The sequence below is a fragment of the Allobosea sp. P4_H5 genome (assembly GCF_056400825.1).
The window spans coordinates 191531-198732 of sequence record NZ_JBFUKM010000013.1 but is presented as its reverse complement, the minus strand read 5'-3'; the positions used below and the strand labels follow the sequence as shown (position 1 = coordinate 198732).

General features: G+C 68.5%; 4 protein-coding genes. 1 reads left to right on the top strand and 3 read right to left on the bottom strand.

The window, feature by feature from the left end; all coding sequences use genetic code 11:
• Positions 1 to 123 precede the first annotated feature (123 nt).
• Complete coding sequence (locus AC1DS0_RS24855; protein ID WP_476816898.1) at positions 124 to 1959, bottom strand: methyl-accepting chemotaxis protein; 1836 nt, start codon at positions 1957 to 1959, stop codon at positions 124 to 126.
• Between the two features lie 102 nt (positions 1960 to 2061).
• Here AC1DS0_RS24855 and mutS point away from each other — a divergent pair, with 102 nt between their 5' ends.
• The gene (gene mutS / locus AC1DS0_RS24850) at positions 2062 to 4788 is read left to right on the top strand and encodes a DNA mismatch repair protein MutS (protein ID WP_476816897.1); all 2727 of its coding nucleotides are present in this window, start codon (positions 2062 to 2064) and stop codon (positions 4786 to 4788) included.
• On the opposite strand, the gene AC1DS0_RS24845 is transcribed toward mutS, so the two are convergent.
• Together AC1DS0_RS24845 and AC1DS0_RS24840 are read right to left on the bottom strand one after the other, a co-directional pair.
• Positions 4772 to 5992 carry a BaiN/RdsA family NAD(P)/FAD-dependent oxidoreductase gene (locus tag AC1DS0_RS24845; protein ID WP_476816896.1) on the bottom strand — a complete coding sequence of 407 codons (1221 nt, stop codon included), beginning with the start codon at positions 5990 to 5992 and terminating at the stop codon, positions 4772 to 4774. The genes mutS and AC1DS0_RS24845 overlap by 17 nt on opposite strands.
• Positions 5989 to 7032 (bottom strand): GMP reductase, encoded by a 1044-nt coding sequence (locus AC1DS0_RS24840; RefSeq protein WP_476816895.1) that lies wholly within the window; start codon positions 7030 to 7032, stop codon positions 5989 to 5991. The genes AC1DS0_RS24845 and AC1DS0_RS24840 overlap by 4 nt, the downstream gene beginning before the upstream one ends.
• Positions 7033 to 7202: the final 170 nt, after the last annotated feature.

Here is a 7202-nt window from a genome sequence, read left to right as displayed (position 1 = left end):
GGTGAAACCGGCCGACTGCGGCGTCGCATCGCTTGCCGATACCAGCGGTATCGGCTGCGCAACGCTCCTGGCATTCGGACGGTTTGACCTCACCCAAACCCTGTCCATGGTCACTGACAGCCTCTAGAGGCCGGCGCGCATGCGCGCGACGCTGTCGCCGACATAGCGGTCGAGCTCGACCGCCTGCTCGCTGACCAGGCGCGCCGCGGCGACGACGCGCACGGCGGCTTCGCCGGTGGCGCGGGCTTCGCCTCCGGCGCTGGCGACGTTCTCGGTAACGGTGGCGGCCGAGCCGGCGACGGCCTGGGCGTCGAGAGCGATGCCCGAAGCGATCGCGCCTTGACCGGTGACGACCTGTGCGATCGCGTCCGAGGTCGTCTCGATCGTCCCCATCGTGCCTTCGATCTGCCCGACGGCGTCGGCGACTGCCGCTGCGGCGCCACGGATCTCCTGCAGCGTCGCGGCGATGTCCTGCGTTGCCTGCTGGGTCTGCTCGGCGAGATTCTTGACCTCGCCGGCGACCACCGAGAAGCCGCGCCCGGCGACGCCGGCGCGCGCCGCCTCGATCGTCGCGTTGAGCGCGAGCAGATTGGTGCGCACCGCGATGTCCTCGATGAAGGCGAGCACGGCGCCGACCTTGTCGGCAGCGACCGCGAGCCCGTCGACATCGGTCCTGGTCGAGCGGACATGTCTGGCCGCTTGCCGGGCGGTCTCGGCGGCGAGATCGGTCTGGCGCGTCAGCTCGCGGATCGAGGCGTCGATCCGCTCGGCCGCATGGGCGACGCTGCCGACGCGCTGCGAGGCGAGCTCGGCCTGCTCCGTCGCTTCCCCGGCGCGGGCGGTGGTGCGGTCGGCATTGGCGGCCATGCCCTGGGCCGCTTCGAGCATGCTGCGGGCGGATTCGCCGACCCGGTGCAGTGCCTTGCCCACGGTCACTTCGAGATTGACGGCGAGCTCCTCAAGCGCGGCCTTGCGCAACGTCTCGATCTCCTGCCGGCCGGTCGCGAGCGACTTTTCGGTCGTCACGTCGAGCAGGATGCCGTCCCAGATCGTGGTGCCATCGGGCAGGCGGCGCCCCGTCGCCTCGCTGCGCAGCCAGACGACGGCGCCGTCGGCTGCGCTGTAGCGCAGTTCGGTTCGGCGGTGCCCGAACTCATTGGTCTGCTCCTCCTCGCTCGTCGACGAACAGCGCTGCCGGTCCTCCGGCAGGATTCTCGACAGGAGAACCTCGGGATCGCGCTCGATCGCCTCGCGACCTATGCCGAGCAATTCGTCCAGGCGGTAGCTGACGAAGCGGTAGCGGCGCTCACCGTCTGGCTGATCGATCCGCTGATAGAGCGTGCCGGGCACATGATCGAGCAGCGTCTTATAGCGATAGGCCGTCTCGCGCCGCTCGCGGTCATTGCTGAGGACGAGCCCGACCAGCACGGTGCCGAGCGTACCGACGACGATCATGATCGGCACCGCCTCGGTGAGGAAGCGCTCGGCCGCGGCCCAGTTCGGCATGAAGATGTTCGAGGCGACCAGGCAGCCGGCGCTGATCAGGCTGAGCCAGGCGAGATCGCGCAGCGTCAGCGAGCGCTTCTGTCGGCCGAGCCAGGCAGCATAGATCACGCCCGCGACCGCATGCAGGACGATCCCGGCGATCCCGGTCGGCATACCGACGCCGCCGAGATTGTAGCGCGCCACCGCCAGCGGGACGGCAGTCAGCAGCGCCGCGATCGGCCCGCCGATCGGCCCTGCCAGGATCGCGAAGGTGTTGCGCGAATCGACCACCAGCCCCGACTGGATCACGAAGGGATTGGCCATGCTGCAGAGGGCGCCGGCGGCGAACAGAAGACCAACCGCGAGCTGGCGCAGCAGCGGGCGCTGGTCGATCCAGCTGGCAGCCGCCGTCAGGATCAGGGCCGCAAGCAAAAGGAAAGACAGGCTCTGGATCAGGTTTATGAACAGCGACATGGGGGGCCTTGGCCGGGAACAGCCCATCGACCCTGCTTAAATATGTTGAAAGCAGTCCTAACGGATGGCCTTGCCGGCACGATTTGCTAGCGTGCGCGCCCCATGCGCCACACAAAGCCAGACGATATCGCGGAAGCCAGGACCGCAGCTGCGGCCGACGCCGGCCGCGTCACGCCGATGATGGCGCAGTACGTCGAGATCAAGGCCAACAATCCGGACTGCCTGCTGTTCTACCGGATGGGCGATTTCTACGAATTGTTCTTCCAGGACGCCGAGATCGCCTCGCGCACCCTCGGCATCGTGCTGACCAAGCGCGGCAAGCATCTGGGCGAGGACATCGCCATGTGCGGCGTCCCGGTCGAGCGCGCCGACGACTATCTGCAGAAGCTGATCGCCGCCGGCCATCGCGTCGCCGTCTGCGAGCAGACCGAGGACCCGGCCGAGGCCAAGAAGCGCGGCGCCAAATCGGTGGTGAAGCGCGATGTCGTCCGCCTCGTCACCCCCGGCACCATCACCGAGGAGCGCCTGCTCGATCCCGGCCGGGCGAGCCTGCTCGTCGCCGTCGCGCGGCGCCGGCTCTCGGACGAGGCCTATGCCTATGGTATCGCGGCCGTGGACATCTCGACCGGCCGCTTCGCTGTGCTCGAAACCGACCAGCGCGGCCTTGCCGTCGAGCTTGCCCGGCTGGAGCCGCGCGAGATCGTCTGCCCCGATGCGATCCATGACGACCCCGAGCTCAAGGAATTCTGGCGCGATGTCGCCGCGCCGGTGACGCCGCTGGCGCGCGAGGGGCTCGATCCCGCCTCCGGCGAGCGGCGGCTGAAGGAGTTCTTCGGCGTCACCACGCTCGATGCCTTTGGCGCCTTCAGCCGCGCCGAGATCGCCGCCGCCGCCGCCGCTCTCGCCTATGTCGAGCGCACCCAGCTCGGCGCCCGCCCGCCTTTGTCGCCGCCCGTCCGCGAGGGCATGAGCGCGACCATGCTGATCGACGCGGCGACCCGCGCCAATCTCGAACTCACCCGTACCCTCGCGGGAGAGCGCGCCGGCAGCTTGCTCGCCACCATCGACCGGACGGAAACGCCGGGTGGCAGCCGCCTGCTCGCCGAGCGTTTGGCCGGGCCGTTGACCGATTCAGCCGCCATCGGCCGGCGGCACGACGCCGTCACGCTGCTGGCCGAGACGCCCTCGCTGCGCGAGGCGCTGCGGCGCGATCTGTCGCGCGTGCCCGACATCGCCCGCGCTTTGGCACGGCTCTCGCTCGACCGCGGCGGCCCGCGCGATCTCGCAGCGCTCGGCGCCGGGCTGGAGGCCGCCCGTGGTGTCGCTGCTGCGCTGCTGCGCCAGGGCGATCTGCCCGACGAGCTGCGCGAGGCGGCGCTGGCGCTGGGCCGCACCGATCCTGACTTCGCGGCCCGCCTCTCCACCACGCTCGCGGATGAATTGCCGCTGCTGAAGCGCGACGGCCGCTTCGTGCGTGAAGGTTTCGATGCCGCGCTCGACGAACTGCGCCTGCTCCAGATCGATTCGCGCAAGGTGATCGCGCAGCTGCAGGCGCGCTACGCTGCCGAGACCGATTGCCGGACGCTGCGCATCAAGCACAATTCCATGCTCGGCTATTTCGTCGAGGTGCCGCAGGCCGTTGGCGAAACCTTCCTGAGGGAGCCCTGGCGCGCGGTCTTCGTGCATCGCCAGACCATGTCGGATGCGATGCGCTTCTCCTCGGTCGAGCTCGGCGAGCTCGAAGCCAAGATCGCCTCCGCCGCGGACAGGGCGCTGAAGCTGGAGCTCTCGATCTTCGCTGCCCTGACCGAGGCGGTTCTCGCCCAGGCCGAGCCGATCAAGGCGGCGGCGCAGGCACTCGCGGTGATCGATGTCGCGGCCGCCCTGGCCGAACTTGCCATTGATGGCGGCTGGACGAGGCCTCAGGTCGACGACGGCGCCGCCTTCACCATCAGGGCTGGCCGCCATCCCGTGGTCGAGGCGGCGCTGAAGCGCCAGGGCCAGCCCTTCGTCGCCAATGACAGCGAGCTGTCCGCGTCAGGCAAAGGCCGCGACGGTCGCATCTGCCTGATCACTGGCCCGAACATGGCGGGTAAGTCGACCTTCCTGCGCCAGAACGCGCTGATCGCGGTGCTTGCTCAGATGGGTTCCTTCGTGCCGGCGCAGAATGCCCATATCGGCATTGTCGATCGGCTGTTCTCGCGCGTCGGCGCCGCTGACGATCTGGCACGGGGCCGCTCGACCTTCATGGTCGAGATGGTCGAGACCGCCGCGATCCTCAACCAGGCCGGGCCGCGGGCGCTGGTCATCCTCGACGAGATCGGCCGAGGCACCGCGACCTTCGACGGTCTCTCGATCGCCTGGGCCGCGATCGAGCACCTGCACGAGGCCAATCGCTGCCGCGCGCTGTTCGCGACGCATTACCATGAGCTGACGGCGCTGGCCGAGCGGCTCGACCGTGTCGCTAACGCCACCGTTCGCGTCACCGAATGGAATGGCGAGGTCGTCTTCCTGCACGAGGTCGTGCCGGGCGCGGCCGATCGCTCATACGGCATTCAGGTCGCCAAGCTCGCCGGTCTGCCGCTGGCCGTGGTCGAGCGCGCTCGCGCCATCCTCTCCGAGCTTGAGAAGAGCGAGCGCGAAAAGCCGGTCGCGGCTTTGGTCGACGATCTCCCGCTCTTCGCGGTGCAGATGCGCAAGCCGGTGCCGGCAGTGACGCCAGACACCGGTCCCGATGAATTGCGCGAGGCGCTCGCCGGGCTCGACCCCGACGAGATGACGCCGCGCGAGGCGCTTGAAGCGCTCTACAAGCTCAAGCGGTTGAATTGAGCCTGCGCCCGATCCCTTCCGCCGCTGCGACGCCTGTCGCGAAGCAGGCCTGCAGCAGATAGCCGCCGGTCGGCGCCTCCCAGTCGAGCATTTCGCCGGCAATGAACACACCCGGCAGACGCTTCAGCATGAAATCTAGGTCGATCTCCTCGGTCCGGACACCGCCGGCGGTCGAGATGGCGCGGGCGAGCGAGGCCATGTCGGTCAGACGTAAGGGCGCGGCTTTGATCAGGTGCGCGAGTGCTTCAGGCTCGGCCGGCAGCGGCCCGCTCGCCGTCTCGCGCAGCACGGCCGCTGCCACCTGGGAAAGCCCGGCCGCCTTGCGCAGATGGTTGCTCAGCGTCTCGCCGGCGCGGCGCCTGGCCAGCCGGTTTGCGATCTCGGTCTCGGTCAGGTCCGGGCGCAGATCGATGGTCAGCATCGCCTCCCCATCACGGGCGATCGCCTCGCGCAACGGTCCCGACAGCGCATAGATCACCCCACCCTCGATGCCATCAGCATCGATCATCGCCTCGCCCATGACGCGCTGGCCAGCGAAGCTCAACGCAATCCGCTTGAGCGGCGTGCCAACGAAGCGCTCACGCATCAGGGGCGACCAGGCGACGGTGAAGCCGGCATTCGCAGGTCGCAACGGCGAGATCACGACACCTTTCTCGGCAAGCAACTCTACCCAGGAACCATCCGAGCCCAGTCGCGGCCAGCTTGCGCCGCCGAGCGCCAGCAGCGTCGCACGCGGGCTCACAATCTCCTCGCCGCCTTCGCGAGCGGCGCAGCGCAGCGCGCCACTCTCGTCCCAGCCGATCCAGCGCCGGCCCGACACCAGTCGCACGCCGAGCCCATCGAGCCGCGCCAGCCAGGCACGCAGCAGCGGCGAGGCCTTCATCGCCCTGGGGAAGACGCGTCCGCTCGACCCGACAAAGCTCTCCGCTCCGAGTCCATCGGCCCAGTCGCGCAGCGCTTGCGGCGGGAAGGCGCGGATCGCCGGCTCCAGCCAGGCCCGTGCCGCGCCATAGCGACCGAGCAGGGCGTCGAGCGGTTCGGAATGCGTCAGGTTGAGCCCGCCGCGGCCGGCGAGCAGGAATTTGCGCGCCGGCGAGGCCATCCGCTCATAGATCGCGACGGTGTGGCCGGCCTGCGCCAGCCGCTCGGCCGCGATCAGTCCGGCCGGGCCAGCGCCGATGATGGCGACGTCGGTTTGGCTCAATTGCCGAACACGGTGTTGAGCTGGCTGCCGACCATGATGAAGGTGGTGCGCTTCGGCATCTCCTTGAGCCGGACTGCGCCGATATAGGTCATCGCCGAGCGCACCCCGCCCATGATCTCCTGCATCGTGCCCTCGACCGGGCCGCGATAGGGCACCTCGACGGTCTTGCCCTCGGAAGCGCGGTATTTGGCGACGCCGCCGGAATACCGCTTCATCGCCGTGTCCGAGGACATGCCGTAGAACACCATCGCGACCGGCACCTTCTCGCCGTCATAGGTCTCGTAGCGGATCTCGCCCTCGCATTCGTCATGGCCGGCGAGCATCCCGCCCATCATCACGAAATCGGAGCCGCCGCCATAGGCCTTGGCGACGTCGCCCGGCACGGTCAGCCCGCCATCGCCGCAGACCAGGCCCTTGAGGCCATGGGCCGCGTCGGCGCATTCGATGATCGCCGAGAGCTGCGGGTAGCCGACGCCGGTCATCTTGCGGGTGGTGCAGACCGAACCCGGGCCGATGCCGACCTTGACGATGTCCGCGCCGGCCAGGATCAGCGCTTCCGTCATGTCGCCGGTGACGACGTTGCCGGCCATAATCGCCGCGTTCGGGAAGGCCTCGCGCGTCGCCTTGACCGTGTCGACGAACTTCTCGGTGTAGCCATTGGCGACGTCGAGGCAGATCTTGTCGATCGGCGCCTTGGCATGCACCGCCTTCAGCTTGTCATGGTCGGAATCGGTCGTGCCCAGCGAATAGAAGGCGTTCGCCGAGCCTTCTTCCTTGAAGAAGGCGATCAGCTCGTCGGCATCGTAATGCTTGTGCAGGGCGACCATGGCGCCGTGCTTCAGCAGCGCGCGTGCCATCGCCATGGTGCCGACCACGTCCATATTGGCGGCGATCAGGGGGAAACCGGTCCATTCGCGGCCGGTATGCGCGAAGCGGAAGCTCCGGTTGACGTCGACCTCGGCGCGGCTGCCGAGCGTCGAGCGCTTCGGACGGATCAGCACGTCGCGGAAGTCGAGTTTCGGATCGTTCTCGATGCGCATGATCAAAGCTCCGGCGGCTGGCGCAGACGGTGAAAAGGCGCACGCGGCGTGAGGGAGCGTGCCGGGATTCATAGCCGCTCGGACCCCTGGGAGCAATGTGTCGGCTGCGGGTGGAGTTCCCCGGAAAGAAACTTTAGCAATCTCTAAAGTTTCTGCTGGACAGGGCATGT

Coding starts and splice junctions, on each gene's coding strand:
- AC1DS0_RS24855 (WP_476816898.1), bottom strand. CDS start 1,959: ATGTCGCTGTTCATAAACCTGATCCAGAGCCTGTCTTTCCTTTTGCTT.
- mutS (WP_476816897.1), top strand. CDS start 2,062: ATGCGCCACACAAAGCCAGACGATATCGCGGAAGCCAGGACCGCAGCT.
- AC1DS0_RS24840 (WP_476816895.1), bottom strand. CDS start 7,032: ATGCGCATCGAGAACGATCCGAAACTCGACTTCCGCGACGTGCTGATC.